We start from the raw sequence: 17,029 nt of genomic DNA, 5'->3' as shown, positions 1-17,029 counted from the left end.
AATGTCGGAGGTCTCCGCCACACTGGGGTCGATCCGAGGAGACGCCCATGACCGAATCCGACGCCCACGACGTCATCCACGTGCGCGGCGCCCGCGAGAACAACCTGAAGAACGTCGACCTCGACGTGCCCAAGCGTCGGCTCACCGTGTTCACCGGGGTCAGCGGGTCGGGCAAGTCGTCGCTCGTGTTCGGAACGATCGCGGCCGAGTCGCAGCGGCTCATCAACGAGACCTACCCCACGTTCGTGCAGCAGTTCATGGGCGAGCTGTCGCGGCCCGACGTCGACGCGCTCGAGAATCTCAGCGCCACCATCCGCGTCGATCAAGAGCGCATGGGCGCCAACGCGCGCTCCACGGTCGGCACGGCCACCGACGTGCAAGCGATGCTGCGCGTGCTGTTCAGCCGGATCGGGCAGCCGCACGTCGGCTCGTCGCAGGCGTTCTCGTTCAACGTGCCGTCGATCTCGGGCGCGGGTGCCGTGACCCACGCGACCGGTGCCAAGAAGGGGCAGAAGGAGCGCCGCTCGTTCGAGATCACCGGCGGCATGTGCCCCGAGTGCGAGGGACTCGGTCAGGTCAGCGAGATCGACCTCGATCAGCTCGTCGACAAGACGCTGTCGCTCAACGCCGGCGCCATCCTCGTGCCGGGCTACACCGCCGACGGCTGGATGGTGCGCGTCTTCAGCGAATCGGGCTTCTTCGACGCCGACAAGCCGATCGAGCAGTTCACCGAGCAGGAGCGCAACGACTTCCTGTACCGCGAGCAGACCAAGATCCGCATCGCGAACACCAACATGACCTACGAGGGCCTCGTGCTCAAGATCACGAAGTCGATGCTGCAGAAAGACCGCGACGCGCTCCAGCCGCACATCCGCGCCTTCGTCGACCGCGCGGTCACCTTCGTCGCCTGCCCGGCGTGCGAGGGCACCCGGCTCAACGAGGGTGCTCGCTCGTCGCGCATCGACGGAGTGAACATCGCGGATGCCGCGGCCATGCAGATCACCGATCTCGCCGCCTGGGTGCGCACGGTCGACGATCCGTCGGTCGCGCCTCTCGCGCAGGGGCTTCGCGAGACGCTCGACTCCTTCGTGCACATCGGCCTCGGCTATCTCTCGCTCGACCGCGCGAGCGGAACGCTGTCGGGCGGTGAGGCGCAGCGCACGAAGATGATCCGGCATCTCGGCTCGAGCCTCAGCGACATCACCTACGTCTTCGACGAGCCCACCGCGGGCCTGCACCCGCACGACATCCAGCGCATGAACGAGACGCTCCTGCAGCTGCGCGACAAGGGCAACACCGTGCTCGTCGTCGAGCACAAGCCCGAGGTCATCGAGATCGCCGATCACGTCGTCGATCTGGGCCCGCGAGCGGGGCGTGCGGGCGGCACGATCCAGTTCGAGGGCGACGTCGCAGGACTCCGTGCCTCCGACACCCTCACCGGGCGCTTCTTCGACCATCGGGCCCAGCTGCGTGAGAAGGTCCGGTCGGCCACGGGGTCCATGCCGATCCGCGGCGCGACCCAGCACAACCTCCGGGGCGTCGACGTCGACGTGCCTCGCGGGGTCTTGACCGTGGTCACGGGGGTCGCCGGCTCCGGCAAGTCGTCTCTCATTCACGGCAACCTGCCCGCGTTCGACGACGTCGTGGTCGTCGACCAGACCGCGATCAAGGGGTCGCGGCGCAGCAGCCCCGCCACGTACACCGGCATCCTCGACGCCGTGCGTGCGGCGTTCGCGAAGGCCAACGGGGTCAAACCCGCCCTGTTCAGCGCGAACAGCGAGGGCGCGTGCCCGGCCTGCCGAGGCCTCGGCGTGATCGTCACGCAGCTGGGCTTCCAATCGACGGTCGAGACCGTGTGCGAACTCTGCGAGGGAACAGGCTTTTCCGACGACGTGCTCGAGTACACCCTCGACGGCAAGAACATCGCCGAGGTGCTCGCGATGTCGGTCGACGAGGCGGCCGATTTCCTCACGAAGGGTCCGGCGGCCGCGGTGCTCGGTCGCCTCCGCGACGTCGGGCTCGGCTACCTGACCCTCGGTCAGTCGCTGAGCACCCTGTCGGGAGGCGAGCGCCAGCGGTTGAAGCTCGCGATCTCGATGGCGAAGCCGGGGGCCGTCTACGTGCTCGACGAGCCGACCACCGGCCTGCACCTCGCCGACGTCGACACGCTGCTGCGGCTGTTGGACCGCCTGGTCGACGACGGCAACACCGTCGTCGTCATCGAGCACCATCAGGCCGTCATGGCCCACGCCGACTGGATCATCGACCTCGGCCCGGGGGCCGGGCGCGACGGCGGTTCGATCGTGTTCGAGGGGACGCCCGCGCAGCTCGTCGAGCAGCGCTCGACCCTGACGGGGGAGCATCTCGCGCGCTACGTCGGCGCCTGAGGGGAGCCCCGGTCCCTTCGACGGGCTCGGGGGCCTTCCGTGCGACGACGGCAGCGCCTGGCGAAATGCCCGGTCCCTTCGACAGGCTCAGGGACCTTCCGTGCGACGACGGGGCCCGGTGCGCCGGTCCCTTCGACAAGCTCAGGGACCTCCCGCGCGAAGTCGGCGGGGCCCGGTGAAGTGTCCGGTCCCTTCGACAGGCTCAGGGACCTCCCCGCGCGACAGCGGCGGGGCGGCTGCGCCTCAGCCGTGCGTGTGGAGCGTCGCGTCGTGCAGGTGGCGGTCGCCGTGCGACAGCACCTTGACCATGACGCCGCGGCGACGCAGATCGGCGACCGCGCGCGTCTCGTCCTCGCGCGTGAGGCCGAGTGCGTGCACGCTCGCGACAACGAGGACGTCGCCGCGCGTAAGGGTTCCGAAGAACCGGTCGAGGCGGCCCGCCCATCCCTCGAGCGTCTCGGGGGCGGGGTGACGGAAGCCCTCGATCGGCACCCCGAAGCGGGTCAGGTCATCGCGCTGCTGCTTGACCGACTCCATGTCGGGGCGTGAGACCACAAGGCCGACCAGGCGGGATCCCGACGGGCGGGCGCGCCACCAGTCGCGGTCGCTCTGCAGCTCGGTGAAGCACTTCGGGCACTCGGCAGCCGCGTGCGCGAGGGGCACGGGGCTGGTCCCGGCGGCATCCGCAGATGACGGCATCGTCGGGATCGGATCGCTCATGGAAACCTCCACCTCCATTGTGCCGTACGGCCCCTGCGAATCCCCCTTCCCGCCCATCGGTGGCCGTCCCGGCCGTGGCCAGCACACCCGCGTCCCGACCACCCACCGACGCTACGGGCCCGCCGCGCGCTGCGCGACGGGCCCGGGAACGACGGGGCGGACTCAGTGGGCCGAGTACCCGCCGTCGACGAGGTGGTAGCTGCCCGAGATGAACGACGCGTCGTCGCTCAGCAGGAAGAGCGTGAGCGCGGCGACTTCGGCATCCGTTCCGAGGCGGCCGGCGGCGTGCTCGGTCTCGAGGTGCGCGAGCGCTTCGGGCGAGAGGCTGGCGCGCACGAGGGGGGTGTCGATGAAGCCGGGACCGACCGCGTTGGTGCGAACACCCTGCGCGGTGTACTCGAGAGCGGCGACCTTCGTGAGTCCGACGAGCGCGTGCTTGGTGGCGACGTAGGCGGAGCTCTGCGCGATGCCGACCGAGCCGAGCACCGACGCCATGTTGACGATCGCGCCGCCGCCCGAGGCGACGATCGCGGGCAGCTGGAACTTCAGTCCGTAGAAGACGCCGTCGAGGTTGATCGAGCGCACGCGGTCCCACGCGTCGACGTCGTAATCGCCGATGGTGGCCGCGGGGCCGCCGATGCCGGCGTTGTTGACGGCGAGGTGGAGGCCGCCGTAGGTCTGCTTCGCGAAGTCCACGGCTGCTTCGGAGTCCTGCCACTTCGCGGTGTTCTGAGCGAACGCGGCGGCGGTTCCGCCGGCCTCGGTGATCTGCGCGACGACCTTCTTCGCGGCGTCCTCGTTGATGTCGGTGACGACGACCGAGGCGCCTTCGCCGGCCAGCTTCCGTGCGATCTCGGCACCGATTCCGCTTCCGCCTCCGGTGACGAGGGCGACCTTCTGGGCGAACCTGCTCATGGATGCTCTTCTCTCCCGCCGTCGAGTCGCCACGACTTTCGCGGTGACCGCATGCGCATGAATGGAAACGGCGTGGAGGGGCGGGGTATTCCGCGTCAGTCGTCGTCGCCGTCGTCGATGCGCAGCTCGAGGCTGAGCTGGTCGGCGTCGAGCTCGGCGAGAGCGTGGCGCAGCGCAGCCGTGCTGTACCGGCCATCGCGACTGAGCGCCCCGAGGCGATGACGCATCGCCTCGATCGAGGCCAGGCGCAGCTCGAGCAGATCGCGCACCCTCTCGGTCGCCTCCTCGTCGGGCGGGCGCACGACGAGGGCCCCGGCGCGCTCGACCAGCTCGGGGGAGAAGGCGTCGCCGTTGCGGCGCGTCAGCGCGCCCGAGGCGACGGCCGAGACGGCGGCTTCGCGCAGCTCGAGGTCGAGAGCCTGCTGCTCCTCGCGGGACGGACCCTCTCCGCCCTTGCCGGTGAGTCCGACCGCGCGCACGACGGGCCCGAGGGTGAGTCCCTGCAGCACCAGGCTGAACAGCGCCACGAGGAACGCGACGAAGATCAGCAGCGGGCGCTGCGAGGTATTTTCCGGCAGCGTCTGCGCGGCCGCGAGAGTGACCACACCCCGCATACCCGCCCAGACGATGACGGTTCCGTGGCGCGCCCCCAGCGGGGTGTCGCGGTAGTAGTCGAGGTCGGCCATGGTGCGCGAGATGCGGCCGCGCATCCAGCCGATGCGCCGCTCCGCGCGCTCGGGGTTCGCCGCCGACGCGCCGAACTGCTCCGGCGCGTTGCGGTAGGCCTCTTCGAAGCGGTCGAGTCGTTCCTGCGCTCCGTCGATCCGCTCCTGATGGCGGTCGGCCCGCCGGCTGCGGCGACCCTGCACCCAGACGAGGTTCGACACGTACAGCGCCCGCACCGCGAGCGTGATGCCGAGGGCCGACAGAGCGAGCCACGTGCCGTGCCAGAGCCCCTCGTGCTCGCGCAGGTTGGCGGTGACGATGTCTTTCAGCTCGAGGCCGAACACGAGGAAGACCCCGCCCTCGAGGATCAGCTCGATCGTGCGCCAGTTCAGCCGGTCGCTCATGCGCTGCTCGGGGGTGAAGCGACGCGCCGCTCCCTGCCCGGTGACGATCCCCGCGACCACGGCGGCGACGAGTCCCGACCCGCCGAGGTGCTCGGTGGGGAGGTAGGCGATGAAGGGGATTGTGAAGCTCAGCGCGGTGTTCGCTGCCGAGTTGGTGACGCGCTCGCGCACGCGCAGATTCACCCAGCCGATGACCGCGCCGAGGACGAGGGCGATCACGACGGCCCAGGCGAAGTTGGCAAGGGCGTCGCCGAAGGCGAATCCGGATGCCACGGCGGCGACCGCCGTGCGCAGCATCACCAGCGCGGTGGCGTCGTTGAGCAGGCTCTCGCCCTCGAGCATGGTCACGACCCGCGGAGAGATGCCGAGGCGTTTCGCGATCGAGGTGGCCACGGCATCCGTCGGACTGAGGATCGCGCCCAGCGCGATGCCCAGCGCGAGGCCCAGCCCGGGGATGACCGCCCAGAAGAACACCCCGAGCACGAGCGAGCTGAAGACCACCAGCAGCACCGAGAGCCCCGCGATGGGGGCGAAGTCGCGGCGGAACTCGATCGCGGGCAGCTGCACGGCCGCGGAGTACAGCAGGGGCGGGAGGACGCCGATGAGGATGACCTCGGGGTTCAGCGCGAAGGGCGGAACGAACGGCAGCAGGCTCACAGCCGCGCCGATCGCGAGCAGCACGAGGGGCCCCGCGACGTTGAAGCGCGGCGCGATGACGGTGGCGAGGGCGACCACGACCACGCCGGCGACGACGAGGATGAGGGGATCGATCACCCTCCGAGGCTAGCCCTCCGCTCCCGGCGCCCTCGATGCGCGAGCCCGGTGTCGGCCCTCAGCTCTCGGCGCGGACGGCGGCGGCGACCGCCTCGAGGCCGGTGAGGGTCTCGGCGAAGCTCGTCGACAGCGGTGACAAGCCGATCCGCAGTCCATGCGGGTCGCGGTAGTCGGGGATGACGTCCTGTCGCCACAGGCGTGCCGTCACCGCGCGCATGGCGGGGTGTGACAGCGTGACGTGGCCGCCGCGCTCCGCGGGATCGCGAGGCGAGGCGAGCCGCACACCGAGCGGGGTCAGCAGCGCGTCGCTCGCGCGGAGGGCGAACTCCGTCAGCGCGATCGACTTCTCGCGCACGGCGGTGATCCCGGCCTCCTCGAGCAGGTCGAGGGTGTCCTGCATCGCGATCATCGCGAGCACCGGGGGAGTGCCCGACAAGAAGCGGCGCATGCCGTCGGCGGGCCGGTACACCGGACCCATCGAGAACACGTCGGCCGCGCCCATCCACCCCTGCACCGGCTGGACGAGGGTCCCCTGATGACGCTCGGCGACGTATGCGAACGCGGGGGAGCCGGGCCCGCCGTTGAGGTACTTGTAGGTGCAGCCCACGGCGAGATCGGCGCCCCACGCGTCGAGCTCGACCGGAACCGAGCCGGCGGAGTGGCACAGGTCCCACAGCACGAGGGCCCCGGCGCGATGCGCGATCGCGGTGAGCTCGGTCCCGTCGGCGAGGAAGCCCGAGCGGTACGACACGTGACTGAGCAGCACCACCGCGGTCCGTCGGCTCACGGCGGCGTCGAGCAGATCGGCATCCACTCCCCGCGTCGTGTCGACGTCGACCCACACGAGACGCGCACCGCGCTCGGCGGCGATGCCCTCGACGAGGTAGCGATCGGTGGGGAAGTCGTCTCGACCCACGACGATCTCGACCCGCTCGGGATCGGCGACCATCTGAAAGTCGAGCGCCGCACGCAGCAGCTTGTACAACAGCACCGTGGTCGAGTCGCCGATCACGGTCTGACCGGATGCCGCGCACAGGGCGACCCGCCCGATGCGGTCGCCGATGGCGAAGGGGAGGTCCATCCACGACTCGTCCCACCCGCGGATGAGACGACCGCCCCACTCCTCGGACACGAAGCGGGAGAGGCGCGCGGCCGTGGCCCGCGGCGGTCGGCCCAGCGAGTTGCCATCGAAGTAGACCAGCGAGGTCTCGGCTCCCACGAAGGCGTCGCGGTGGGCGGCGAGGGGATCGGCCGCGTCCGCACGTGTCGCGTCGCCGCGGAGCGAGCGGTGGGGCACCTCGAGGCCGTCGACGGAACCGAAGTCGGGGGTGGGGTCAGTCGACACGGGTGAGCTCCTCGGTGGGGACGACGGTTCCGCGGCTGAGCCACGTCGGCACGTCGTCGGGGTCGGTGGGGGCGGGGCCCGCGATGAACGTCGACACCGCGTCGTCGGATCGGACCGCCGGCCACGGATCGGTCAGCGCGTCGATGAGCGCGTCCCCCCGCACCCCGGCCTCGTGCAGGGCGAGCAGCTCCCGGCGGTTCAGGCCGACGGGCAGTGAGCCGTTGCCGAGGTCGGTGCCGTAGAGCACGCGCCCTCCGCGCGCGGCGAAGGCTCGGAGGTTCGTGATCGCCCGCGCGCGGTCGGCGCCCTTGTGGATGTCGAGCGTCGAGATCCACGCCTGTCCCCCCGACACCGCGCGCGAGATCTGCCGGCGGGTCACGGGTTCGTCGAACGGTGTGTGGGCCAGGGCGTCGACTCCGGCCGCGATGGCCCGGTCGACCTGCCCGCGACCCTGGGCGTGCGCGACGGTCGGCAGACCACGCTCCCGCGCCGACGCCACGATGGCCGCGAGCTCCTCGTCCGACACGACCGGCCCCGCGTCGGCGTGCAACGCGATCTTGATGACCGAGGCCCCGGCATCCGCCTGCTCATCCACGGCGGTTCGGGCTCCGCCCTCGACTCCCGGATGCCGAGACGCGTCGGTAATCGTGCGCACGACGGGCGCCGGCGCCCACGACCTGCCCGAGGGGTATCCGCCGGGTGCGGTCAGGAAGGCTCCGGCGAACGACACCCGCGGCAGGCCGGAGGTGCGTCGGGCGAGGGCCATGGGATCGCCGCCGAGGTCGACGACCGCGGCGATCCCGCGAGAGGGCAGGCCCGCGACGTCGATCAGGTGCAGGTGCACGTGATGATCGACGAACGCGGGCACCGCCGTGCCGAGCTCTGCGGTGAGCGCGCGGCGCACCGGCCACGCGGCGGAGAGGGTCACGCCGACCCGATCAGATCAGCGAGAGCTCGCGCAGCTTCGACTCGACGTCGGCGTTCGAGGGCTCGACGTGGTGGCTGGAGTCGGGGTAGACGACCACGGGGATGCTGGTGCGACCCGAGATCTCCTTGGCGACGTCGGCGGCCGAGGGGTCGGCCACGAGGTCGATGTACTCGTAGTCGATGCCGAGCTCGTCGAGCTGCTTCTTCGTACGGATGCAATCGCGGCACCAGTCGGCGCCGAACATACGGATGGGTGCGTCGGAGGACATGTCTCCAGCGTACGCCGCCCCCGGCAGCCGGGCGTCAGGCCGTGACTTCGTCTTCGAGGGGCTCGATGGCGTGGACGACCTTGCTGACGCGGCTCTTCTTGGGCGCGTAGACCACGAGGGCGTGGAACACGAAGCGCACGACGAACGCGGCGACGAGGGTCAGCGCGGCAGCCACGACGCTCTGGAAGTGCGCCTGGCTCACGAGCACCCAGATCACCGGGATGCGCACGATGGCCTCGACGCCGTTGAACGTGAACGATTTGATGAATCGATGCCGCATGAGACCCGACTCCGCGCGCATGTCGGCGAAGACGAGGTACTCGAGGGCGAGGAAGTTGGCCACGATCGTCACGATGCTCGCGATGACGGCGGCGATGAGGTACTGCACGCCCACGGCCTGCAGCGCCCACATGATCGCCAGGTTCGCGAGGGCGCCGAGACCGCCGACGAGCGCGAAGGCCGACATGCGGCCGAAGCGCAGCATGGTCAGCTGCGTGAGGAAGCGCATGCCCTGGCTGAACGACGCCTTGGACTCACCGGCGAAGCGCGGAGCGAACGAGAACGGCACCTCGGCCACGCGCATCTGCTTGCGGGCGAGGATCTCGAGCAGGATCTTGAATCCGCGGGGCTGCAGGGTGTCCATGTCGAGCGAGCGCCGGTCGACGAGGAAGAAGCCCGTCATCGGGTCGGAGCAGTTGTGCAGCTTCTTGGGGAACATCGCCTTGGTCAGCAAGGTCGATGCGCGCGACACCGTGGTGCGCACGGCGTTGGCCAGACCGTCGGAGGTGCCACCGGCGATGTATCGCGAGGCCACGACGACGTCGGCGTCGCCCTCTTCGGCGCGGGCGAGCAGCTCGGCGATGACCTCGGGCGGGTGCTGCAGGTCGCCGTCCATGACGACGCACCGGTCGGCCGCCGCGGCGCGGATGCCTTCGACGACGGCCCCGCCGAGACCGCCCACGGGGTCGTCGCGGTGGATGAGGCGAACGGGGATCTCGGATGCCGCGGCCACGGCCCGGATGATGTCGGGGGTGTCGTCGGTGGAGTCGTCGACGAAGATGACCTCGACCGTGCGGCCGAGCAGTGCCTGCGTGGTGCGCCGGACCAGCTCTGCGACGTTCGGGCCTTCATTGAAGGTCGGAACGATGACGGATAGATCCATGGGTGCTCGCGTTTTCGTCGGTAAGCCAGAAATACACAGCGTAGACCGGCCGACGCGTGCTCAATCTGGGATTGTGGCGGAGTTCCCTGGGAGGTAGCGGATGTTCGCCCCAGTGATCCATGAGAAACCGCCCGTGAGACGGCGAAAACGCGGCGTCGTCACCCGATGCTCGCACGCAGGTCGTCGACCGTCATGCCGTAGTTGACGCGGATGACGGGGAGCGCCAGCTTGTCGGTGCCGATGCGCACGTAGCCGTGCTCGATCGTGCGGCCCAGGTCGAACCCGGCCTGTCGCACTCCTTCTTTCCTCGTGTCGTCGTAGTGGCCGTAGGGGTAGGCGACGACCTCCTTCGCCCCCAGGATCTGCGCCGATTGCTCGAGATCTGCCGCGATCGTGGCGGCGTCGTCGTTCACCATACGCCCCCGGCCGTTCGCCCCGGCTCGATGCATGTCGTGCGTGTGCGAGCGCTGCAGGACGAACGGGTTGGGCGCGGGCGCGGTGCGGGCGGAGGTGATGACGAACGAGGTCGTGAGCACCCCGCGCGCGGCGACGATGGGGGCGGCGAGATCGAGCCACGAGCTGTCGGCGTCGTCGTCGGTGACCACGACGGATCGCTTGGGCAGGAAGAGGCGTCCGTCGATGAAGGCGCTCACCTCGTCCCACGTCGGTAGATAGAACCCACCGTCCTGCACGTAGGCCATCTGCGCGTCGAAGTCGCCGATGTCGGCGTAATTCAGGCGGAGCCAGCCGTCTTCGCCCCCGGGCTTCTGCGTGAACTGGTGGTACATCAGGATCGGCAGCTGCGTCTGCTCGGCCGCGTTGGCCTCGGGGGTGGTCCACCCGGCGTGCAGGGTGCGCCGGCGATCGGTGCACGAGACGAGGTCGGCTCCGTTGATGCGCTCCGTGAGCGAGAGGGTGCTCGCCGCGCCCGCGTCGGCGTACCAGCCGGCGAACACGCGCCCGGGCTGTGCGGGAAGGGGAAGTGCCTCGTACCGTGCGCCGATGATCTGCAGCTGCGGGGCGAGCGCGAGCGAATCGCCCTCGAACGACACGGCGCAGGCGTTCGGATCGGTGGCGGTCGCCAAGAGCTGCTCCGCCGGCGTGAGCGGAGTCTGCGTGGGCGTCCCAGCCGGGGTGGAATTCTCCGCGGTGGGCGAGGAGCCGGCCTCCGGGCGAGCGACGCCGCGGGTGACCGCGAGGGCCGTCACACCGGTGGCGATCAGGACGACGGACAGGACGGCGGCGACGACGGAGCGGCGTCGACGGACGGCGCGCGATGTGCGGCGGCGCTGCGCGACTCGGGTGCTGTGCATGGGGCCTCGGGATCGGGTGGGCGAATCGGCGAGAGCATAGTGAGATGACGCGAACGCTCGGATACGCGATTCGATCCGCGCGCACCCGTCGCGGGAGGATGAAGGAATGATCCGCATCGGCATCGTCGGCACGAGTTCCATCTCCGAGCAATTCGCCCGCGCGGTGGGTGTCGTCGACGGAGTCGAGGTGTCGCGCGTCGCCTCCCGTGACGCGGCGCGGGCGCAGGAGTTCGCCGATCGTGTGGGGGCGCCCGGCACCGCCGAGGGACTCGACGCCCTCCTCGCGGCCCCCGACGTCGACGCCGTGTATCTCGCGAGCCCGAACGCGGTGCACGCGGAGCAGGTGCGCGCAGCGACGGATGCCGGCATCCCGGCCCTCGTCGAGAAGCCCGCGGTCCTGACCGCGGACGAGTGGGATGCGGCGGTCGCGCACGCACACGAGCGGGGCGTCGTGCTGCTCGAGGCCATGCGCAGCGCCTACGACCCCGGGCTGGCGGAAGTGGAGCGGCTCGTGCCCCGGCTCGGACGACTGCGTCGCGTCTCGTTCCGGTACGAGAAGCGCTCGGCGCGGTACGACCACGTGCTCGCGGGGGAGCAGACCAACATCTTCGACCCCGCGCTGGGCGGTAGTGCGCTGCGCGACCTCGGGGTCTATCCGCTGCACGTTCTGGTGCGGCTGTTCGGTGCGCCGCGCGCGCTGCAGGGCGCACGCGTCGGCATCGCCTCCGCGACCGACGGCCTCGGTTCGGCGCTCGCCGCCTACGACGGCTTTCTCGCCGACGTCGCGTGGTCGAAGATCACCGACACCTCCCTGTTCAGCGAGATCCAGGGCGAAGACGGCTCGCTCGCGATCGATGCGATCGAGGCCCCTCGACTGCTGACCCTCACTCCGCGCGGGGGCGCGGCACAGGTCGTCCGCGTCGAGGCCCCCGACAACCCGATGGTCGGAGAGATCGAGCGCTTCCGCGAGGCGATCGGCGGCGTGGACATCGCCCGCGATCAGGAGCTCACCGGGCTCACGCTGCGGGCCATCGACCAGATCCTCGCTGTTCCGTTGGTCTGAGGATTCACCTCCCGTTTCCCCCAGAGGAAGAGAATCGGCGGATGACGCGAGACGGCCGGGTGGAAGAGGTGTTCCGGGCGTTCCTGCGCCTCGGAGTGTCGTCGTTCGGGGGGCCCGTCGCGCACCTCGGCTACTTCCGCGACGACCTCGTCGTGCGGCGCCGATGGATGGACGATCGCGCCTACGCCGACCTCGTCGCGCTGTGCCAGTTCTTGCCCGGGCCGGCTTCGAGCCAGGTCGGCTTCGCCATGGGGCTGCAGCGCGCGGGCATCCTCGGCGCGCTCGCCGCGTTCCTCGCCTTCACCCTTCCCTCCGCGATGCTGCTGGTGCTGTTCGCCGGCGGGGCGGCGCTGGTGGGGGGACCGATCGGCGACGGAGTGCTGTCGGGCCTCGAGATCATCGCGGTGGCCGTCGTGGCGCACGCCGTGTGGGGGATGGCGCGCACCCTCACCCCCGACGCCCGGCGGGCGGGTATCGCGGTGGTCGGGCTCGCCCTCGCGCTGCTGCTGCCCGCGGCGCCGGGGCAACTCGGGGCCCTCGCCGTCGGCATCGTGGGCGGGCTGCTGCTGTTGCGCGGGGTGCCCGAGGCCGAGGGGCCGCGGCTGCCGTCGTTCGGGGTGCCGAGGGCCGTGGCGATCGCGTGTCTCGCCGCCTACGCCGCGCTCCTGATCGCTCTCCCCCTCGCGGCGACGACGACGGGGGCGGGCACCGCGCAGTTGGTCGACGCCTTCTATCGCGCCGGGGCGCTCGTGTTCGGCGGAGGTCACGTCGTGCTGCCGCTGCTGCAGGCGGGCGTCGTCGAGACCGGATGGGTGTCATCGGGCGATTTCCTCACCGGCTACGGCGCCGCGCAGGCCGTGCCGGGTCCGCTGTTCACCTTCGCGGCCTACCTCGGGTCGATCTCGAACGTCGGCCCCGGAGGCGTCGCGGGTGCCGCCCTCGCGCTCGCCGCGATCTTCGCACCTGGATTCCTCGTGCTGGTCGGAGTCCTGCCCTTCTGGGACGCCGTGCGCGAGAGGCCGCGGGTACGCGCGGCGATGCGCGGCGCGAACGCGGCCGTCGTCGGCATCCTGGCCGCCGCCCTCTACGCCCCGGTCTTCACGACCGCGGTGACCGGTCCGGGCCCGTTCCTGCTCGCGGCGGTGGGCTTCGTGCTGCTGACCGCGTTCCGTGCCCCGGCATGGGCCGTGGTCATCGTGGGCGCGGCCGGGGGAGTAATTCTGGCCTTCCTCTGAGTCGGCCCGACACGTCGGGATCGATGCCAGGATGAGCACACCGCAGCGCCGCGGCGAGCATCCTCGAGGGAGAGAACCGTGTTCCACAGCCCCCACCCGAGCGTCGAGATCCCCGACCACAGCATCTACGACTACCTCTTCGCCTCCCTCGACGACGCCGATCTGGCCCGCGTCGCGCTGATCGACCCGACGTCGGGGGCCGAGACCACCTACGGCACGCTCCGGCAGCAGGTCGACGCCTTCGCCGGGGCCCTCGCGCACCGGGGGGCCGACACCGAGACGGTCGTGGCGATGCTGTGCCCGAACGTCCCCGCCTTCGCCACCGTCTTCCACGGCATCCTGCGCGCCGGGTCGGTCATCACCACGATCAACTCCCTCTACACCGAGCGCGAGATCGAGACCCAGCTCCGCGACGCGCGGGCCACGTGGCTCGTCACCGTCTCGCCGCTGCTGCCCCAGGCGCGCGAGGCGGCCCGCGCCGTCGGCATCCCGGACGATCAGCTCATCGTGCTCGACGGAGCCGACGGACACCTCGACCTGCGCTCGCTGCTCGCCGAGGGGCGCACGCCCCCGGAGGTGCGGTTCGACCCCGCCACCCACACCGCGGTGCTGCCCTATTCGTCGGGGACGACGGGCGTCCCCAAGGGAGTGATGCTCTCGCACCGCAACCTCGTCGCCAACGTGGCGCAGTGCCGGGTCGTGATCGAGATCGCCCGCGACGACCGGGTGCTCGCGGTGCTGCCGTTCTTCCACATCTACGGCATGACCGTGCTGCTCAACCTCGCGCTGCGCCAGCGCGCCGCCCTGGTCACGATGCCGCGCTTCGACCTGACCGACTTCCTCACGACGATCCAGGAGCGCCGCTGCACCTTCCTCTTCATCGCCCCGCCGATCGCGGTGGCGCTCGCCAAGCACCCGGCCGTCGAACAGTTCGACCTCTCGAGCGTGCACAGCGTGTTCTCGGGGGCCGCGCCCCTCGACGGGGAGACGGCCGAGACCGCCGGGCGACGCATCGGCGCGCGGTTCTACCAGGGCTACGGCATGAGCGAGCTCAGCCCCGTCTCGCACGCGATCCCGGGGAACTCCGACATGCCGGTCAGCTCGGTCGGCGTGCTCATCCCCAACTGCGACGCGAAGCTCGTCGACCCCGAGACCGGAGCCGAGCTCGAGGAGCACGGCGACGACGGTCTCACCGCGCCGGGCGAGATCTGGGTGCGCGGGCCGAACGTCATGCTCGGTTACCTGAACCGCCCCGACGCGACGGCCGAGACGCTCGACGCCGACGGCTTCCTGCACACCGGCGACATCGGCGTGCACCACGTCGACGGGTACTTCACGATCGTCGACCGGCTCAAGGAGCTCATCAAGTACCACGGGTACCAGATCGCCCCGGCGGAGCTCGAAGCCCTGCTGCTCGCGCATCCGAAGGTCCAGGATGCCGCGGTCATCGGCGTGCGCGACGACGAGGGCGAGGAGATCCCCAAGGCCTTCGTGGTGGCGGCTCCGGATGCCGGCCTGACGGCGGAGGACGTGATGGCCTTCGTCGCCGAGAACGTCGCTCCGCACAAGAAGGTGCGCCGGGTCGAATTCATCGACGTCATCCCCAAGTCGACCTCGGGCAAGATCCTGCGGAAGGACCTGCGCGCGCGCGAGGCCGCGGCCTGACACACGACGAAGGGCGGGGCGTCGTGCGACGGCCCCGCCCTTCGTGGGTGCGGACTACGGTGCGATCAACGCACCGGACTGGGCGGCGGCCTCTTCGGCACGCTCGTCCTCTTCCTTCTTGCCTCGGCGCTCGTCGGCGGCCTCCTGCAGCGCCGACTTCGCCCGCAGCGGCGGCGTGCGGAAGAACAGCGACAGCACGAAGGCGAGCAGCACCACGCCCATCGCGGTCCAGTAGACCGTCGTGGCGGAGTTGTTGAACCCGACGAGGAACGGCTTCGTCAGCCGTGCATCCGCGCCCACCAGGAACGAGGTGTCGTCGAGGGTCGACCCGCCGATCGAGGTGTTCTCGTCGCCCGAGGTGAAGCGGTCTTCGAGGGTGGTCGCCACGGTGTCGACGAAGGCGGCGCGATCCGTCGCGTTCGAGAAGTCGAGGCTGACCGTGCCGTCGGCGGCGACCCGTGCGACGGGCACCTGCTGCTGGATCTGCGTGGCGGCGGCCTGCACGGCCTGGGCCACGGCGGCCTGCGTCGCCTGCGCCTGAGCGGCCGCGGGGATCTGGCCGGCGGCGACCTGCGCGGCGACGGCCTGAGTCGCGGCATCCGTCGCCTGCTGCACACCCTGCTGTGCCTGCTGCGTCACGGCCTGGGTGGTCTGCGCGACGATGGGGGCGTAGATCGACGACATGATCTTCTCGTTCGCGGGCGCCGACGACACGGTGGGGTCGAACGCCGCGTCGAGCGCGTCGGTCAGGGTGCCGCGGTCGGAGAACGATCCGATGATGTTCGAGGGCATCAGCGTGAACAGCAGCGACAGCAGCACCGCGGTGCCCAGCGTTCCACCGATCTGGCGGAAGAAGGTCGAGCCGCTCGTGGCCACGCCCATGTCGCGCAGGCCCACCGAGTTCTGGCTGGCGATGGTCAGCGTCTGCATGAGCTGACCCAGACCCAGGCCGATCACGAGCATCGCGACGGCGACGTGCCAGTAGGGGCTGTCGTACTTCAGGAACGTCAGAAGGAAGAAGCCGATCGACATCAACGCCGTGCCCAGGATCGGGAACATGCGGTACCGCCCGGTGCGGGCGATGATCTGACCGCTCGCGATCGAGGCGATCATGAGGCCGAGAATCATCGGCAGCATCTCGAAACCGCTCTGCGTCGGCGAGGAGCCGAGCACGAGCTGCAGGTACAGCGGCAGGGTCAGCATCGCGCCGAACATGCCGAAGCCCACGAGCACGCCGATGATGGTCGCCATCGAGAAGGTCGGCGACCGGAACAGCTTCAGCGGGATGAGCGCGTCGTCCTTCATCGCGGTCTCGGCGATGACGAAGGCCAGGATGCCGAGGGCGCCGATGACGTAGCAGGCGATCGCGATCGGCGAGCCCCAGCCCCACTCACGGCCCTGCTCGGCCACGAGCAGCAGCGGGACGAGCGCGACGATCACGGTCGTGGCGCCCCACCAGTCGATGCGCACGGAGTGCCGCGGCTGCTTCGGGATGTGCAGGAAGCGCCAGACGATCGCGAGCGCGACGATGCCGATCGGCACGTTGATGAGGAAGACCCAGCGCCATCCGGTGATGAACAGGATCTGGCTGGCGCCGGCGAACAGACCGCCGACGAGCGGGCCGATGACGCTCGAGATGCCGAAGACGGCCAGGAAGTAGCCCTGGTACTTCGCGCGTTCGCGCGGGGCGAGGATGTCGCCCATGATCGCGAGCGGCATCGACATCAGTCCACCGGCGCCGAGGCCCTGGATGGCGCGGAACGCGGCGAGCTCGACCATCGAGGTCGAGAAGCTCGCGAGCACCGAACCGATGATGAAGATGAGGATGGCGATGAGGAAGAGCGGGCGCCGACCGAAGATGTCGGAGAGCTTGCCGTAGATCGGCGTCGAGATGGTCGACACGATCAGGTAGGCCGTCGTGACCCAGGCCTGAAGGCTCAGGCCCTGCAGGTCGTCGCCGATCGTGCGGATCGAGGTGCCGACGACCGTCTGGTCGAGGGCGGAGAGGAACATGCCGGCCATGAGGCCGAAGATCACGAACATGATCATGCGGTGTGTCATGACCGTGTCGGTCGCCCCGGTGGTGGGCGAGGCCGCACGGGCGCGTCTGGTTTGAGTGATGTCTGACATCGGGGCCTCTTCGAGAGAAGGCCTGGCGGACGGCTCGGGTGGCTCAGTCGGGCG

At 70.4% G+C, this 17,029-nt stretch carries 13 protein-coding genes; 4 read left to right on the top strand and 9 right to left on the bottom strand.

Annotation, left to right across the window (positions count from 1 at the left end):
• The first annotated feature begins 47 nt into the window (after positions 1-47).
• Complete coding sequence (locus tag RWH43_RS04025; RefSeq protein ID WP_316000722.1) at positions 48-2,387, top strand: ATP-binding cassette domain-containing protein; 2,340 nt, start codon at positions 48-50, stop codon at positions 2,385-2,387.
• 243 nt (positions 2,388-2,630) lie between these two features.
• Here the strand turns inward: RWH43_RS04025 and RWH43_RS04020 are convergent, their stop codons facing one another.
• The 8 genes from RWH43_RS04020 to RWH43_RS03985 all read right to left on the bottom strand — a co-directional run bounded on the left by RWH43_RS04020 (position 2,631) and on the right by RWH43_RS03985 (position 10,882).
• Entirely contained in the window at positions 2,631-3,107 is a 477-nt protein-coding gene (locus RWH43_RS04020; protein ID WP_230704092.1) for a dehydrogenase, read from the bottom strand.
• A 162-nt stretch (positions 3,108-3,269) separates the two neighbouring features.
• Positions 3,270-4,022 (bottom strand): SDR family NAD(P)-dependent oxidoreductase, encoded by a 753-nt coding sequence (locus RWH43_RS04015; protein ID WP_230704093.1) that lies wholly within the window; start codon positions 4,020-4,022, stop codon positions 3,270-3,272.
• 95 nt (positions 4,023-4,117) lie between these two features.
• Positions 4,118-5,866, bottom strand: coding sequence for a cation:proton antiporter (locus tag RWH43_RS04010; RefSeq protein WP_222123896.1), 1,749 nt, complete (start codon positions 5,864-5,866; stop codon positions 4,118-4,120).
• A gap of 58 nt (positions 5,867-5,924) precedes the next feature.
• A complete protein-coding gene (locus RWH43_RS04005; RefSeq protein ID WP_316001109.1) occupies positions 5,925-7,163 on the bottom strand; it encodes a kynureninase in 1,239 nt (412 codons plus the stop codon).
• Between the two features lie 37 nt (positions 7,164-7,200).
• The gene (locus tag RWH43_RS04000) at positions 7,201-8,139 is read right to left on the bottom strand and encodes an amidohydrolase family protein (protein WP_316000721.1); all 939 of its coding nucleotides are present in this window, start codon (positions 8,137-8,139) and stop codon (positions 7,201-7,203) included.
• Between the two features lie 10 nt (positions 8,140-8,149).
• Positions 8,150-8,407, bottom strand: coding sequence for a glutaredoxin family protein (locus tag RWH43_RS03995; protein WP_103206884.1), 258 nt, complete (start codon positions 8,405-8,407; stop codon positions 8,150-8,152).
• A 34-nt stretch (positions 8,408-8,441) separates the two neighbouring features.
• On the bottom strand, positions 8,442-9,569 hold the full coding sequence (locus RWH43_RS03990) for a glycosyltransferase (RefSeq protein WP_316000720.1): 1,128 nt from the start codon (positions 9,567-9,569) through the stop codon (positions 8,442-8,444).
• Positions 9,570-9,727: 158 nt separating this feature from the next.
• Positions 9,728-10,882, bottom strand: a complete 1,155-nt coding sequence (locus RWH43_RS03985) for a polysaccharide deacetylase family protein (protein ID WP_316000719.1) — start codon at positions 10,880-10,882, stop codon at positions 9,728-9,730.
• A gap of 106 nt (positions 10,883-10,988) precedes the next feature.
• On the opposite strand from RWH43_RS03985, the gene RWH43_RS03980 reads away from it, so the two are divergent.
• From RWH43_RS03980 to RWH43_RS03970, 3 genes are all read left to right on the top strand, one after another.
• Positions 10,989-11,945 (top strand): Gfo/Idh/MocA family protein, encoded by a 957-nt coding sequence (locus tag RWH43_RS03980; protein ID WP_316000718.1) that lies wholly within the window; start codon positions 10,989-10,991, stop codon positions 11,943-11,945.
• 41 nt (positions 11,946-11,986) lie between these two features.
• Positions 11,987-13,180: a chromate efflux transporter gene (gene chrA / locus RWH43_RS03975; protein WP_316000717.1), complete on the top strand. Its 1,194-nt coding sequence runs from the start codon at positions 11,987-11,989 to the stop codon at positions 13,178-13,180.
• Positions 13,181-13,258: 78 nt separating this feature from the next.
• Positions 13,259-14,845 carry an AMP-binding protein gene (locus RWH43_RS03970; protein ID WP_316000716.1) on the top strand — a complete coding sequence of 529 codons (1,587 nt, stop codon included), beginning with the start codon at positions 13,259-13,261 and terminating at the stop codon, positions 14,843-14,845.
• Between the two features lie 54 nt (positions 14,846-14,899).
• Here the strand turns inward: RWH43_RS03970 and RWH43_RS03965 are convergent, their stop codons facing one another.
• Positions 14,900-16,975, bottom strand: coding sequence for an MDR family MFS transporter (locus tag RWH43_RS03965; protein ID WP_222123895.1), 2,076 nt, complete (start codon positions 16,973-16,975; stop codon positions 14,900-14,902).
• Positions 16,976-17,029: the final 54 nt, after the last annotated feature.

The sequence above is a fragment of the Microbacterium algihabitans genome, assembly GCF_032464975.1.
Classification (GTDB): domain Bacteria; phylum Actinomycetota; class Actinomycetes; order Actinomycetales; family Microbacteriaceae; genus Microbacterium; species Microbacterium algihabitans.
This window is presented reverse-complemented; position numbering and strand designations above follow the sequence as displayed.

Coding starts and splice junctions, on each gene's coding strand:
- RWH43_RS04015 (WP_230704093.1), bottom strand. CDS start 4,022: ATGAGCAGGTTCGCCCAGAAGGTCGCCCTCGTCACCGGAGGCGGAAGC.
- RWH43_RS03995 (WP_103206884.1), bottom strand. CDS start 8,407: ATGTCCTCCGACGCACCCATCCGTATGTTCGGCGCCGACTGGTGCCGC.
- chrA (WP_316000717.1), top strand. CDS start 11,987: ATGACGCGAGACGGCCGGGTGGAAGAGGTGTTCCGGGCGTTCCTGCGC.
- RWH43_RS03990 (WP_316000720.1), bottom strand. CDS start 9,569: ATGGATCTATCCGTCATCGTTCCGACCTTCAATGAAGGCCCGAACGTC.
- RWH43_RS03980 (WP_316000718.1), top strand. CDS start 10,989: ATGATCCGCATCGGCATCGTCGGCACGAGTTCCATCTCCGAGCAATTC.
- RWH43_RS04025 (WP_316000722.1), top strand. CDS start 48: ATGACCGAATCCGACGCCCACGACGTCATCCACGTGCGCGGCGCCCGC.
- RWH43_RS04020 (WP_230704092.1), bottom strand. CDS start 3,107: ATGAGCGATCCGATCCCGACGATGCCGTCATCTGCGGATGCCGCCGGG.
- RWH43_RS03985 (WP_316000719.1), bottom strand. CDS start 10,882: ATGCACAGCACCCGAGTCGCGCAGCGCCGCCGCACATCGCGCGCCGTC.
- RWH43_RS03965 (WP_222123895.1), bottom strand. CDS start 16,975: ATGTCAGACATCACTCAAACCAGACGCGCCCGTGCGGCCTCGCCCACC.